The following is a 1,446-nucleotide window of genomic DNA, read 5'->3' on the forward strand; positions in this document are numbered from 1 at the left end:
ATTTTCCTCATCGTCGCCGCCATCATGCATGTGGTCCTGCGCTACACCCGTTATGGCAAGTTCACCTATGCCATCGGCGCGAACAAGCAGGCGGCGCGCGTCTCGGGCATCGATGTCGAGCGCCACACGGTCAAGGTCTATGCGGTCGCGGGCCTTCTCTCGGCACTCGCCGGCATCGTCGTCGCCTCGCGCGGCCTGACCGCCCAGGCCGGGATGGGCACGAGCTATGAACTCGACGCCATTGCCATGGCCGTCATCGGCGGTGTTTCCCTTTCGGGCGGTCGCGGCTCCATCCTCGGCACCATGATCGGCATGGTCATCTTCGGGGTCATCATCTCCGGGTTCACGTTCCTCCGGCTCGATGCCTATTACCAGGAGATGCTCAAGGGCATCATCATCGTCGCCGCCGTTGTGGCCGACGTCTATCGCCAGCGAAAACGCGTCAAGAAGGCCTGACCATCTGAACGCGAGATGACTATCCAGCCCTGAACTTCCATTCCATCCGCAGAACGGCGTCATCGATGCAGAATCGACACGAGGTCCGAGAGCCTTGACGCATGCGCAGAAAAGACCAGCGAGAAGGAGATATTCCCTCATGAAACACACCCTCGACCCGCACATGTTCCGGCACCTGTCGCTGGAGGACACCTGCCGAAAGGTTGCCGATCTTGGCTACGACTATGTGGAACTGTCGCCGCGTCCCGATTTTCTCTCCTGGTGGACGAGGCCCAAGGTCTATCCGGAGCGCGTTGCCAGCTTCAAGAAGGCGCTGAAGGATCACGGTGTCGGCCTTGCGACACTCCAGCCGATGTATCGCTGGGCAAGCCCTTACCAGGACGAGTGGGACAACGCGATCGACAACTGGAAGCGCGTCATCGAGATCGCGGTCGAGATGGATGGTCCGATGCTCGTCTCGGAGTTCGGGCGTGGCGGATCGCCGGACCGCAGCCTGAACGATCGCTCGGGCCTTCATCGTCCCGAGACCTGCGAGGCCCAGTTCTTCCGCGCCATGGATATTCTCGTGCCTCTCCTCGAGAAGGAAGGCCTTGTCCTGTCGCTGGAAGCGCACCCGGAAGACTGGATCGAACAGATCGCACCGGCCGTCGATATCATCAAGACGATCAATTCGCCGTCCGTCAAAGCGTCGTTCATCGCGCCGCACACGTTCTTCTACGGTCCGGACATGGTTGCCAATCTGCGCGCGACGGAGGGGCATCTCGTGCATGTCCGGCTGGCCGACACCTACGACCACAACAAGTCGTCGGAGCTTCGCTACATCGTCAATCCTCCGGGTTCCAAGGTGCGCGTCCATCAGCACACCAACTTCGGCCAGGGCGAGATCGATTTCGACACGTTCTTCGCGACGCTCGCAGACATGAAATTCGACGGTGTTCTCTCGAACTGCGTGTTCGCCTGGGAAGACCGCGTCGATGAGAGCGCGCGCTT

General features: G+C 60.8%; 2 protein-coding genes. Both read left to right on the forward strand.

Annotation, left to right across the window (positions count from 1 at the left end; all coding sequences use genetic code 11):
* Positions 1–456: ABC transporter permease (locus BSG19_RS25615; protein WP_139274843.1), on the forward strand; the 456-nt coding region annotated here is incomplete at its 5' end.
* A gap of 139 nt (positions 457–595) precedes the next feature.
* Positions 596–1,446, forward strand: an 851-nt coding sequence (locus BSG19_RS25620; RefSeq protein WP_092990806.1) for a sugar phosphate isomerase/epimerase family protein, incomplete at its 3' end; no start/stop codon positions are given.

This window comes from Rhizobium sp. NFR03 (assembly GCF_900111275.1).
In the GTDB taxonomy this organism is placed as follows: Bacteria; Pseudomonadota; Alphaproteobacteria; order Rhizobiales; family Rhizobiaceae; genus Ferranicluibacter.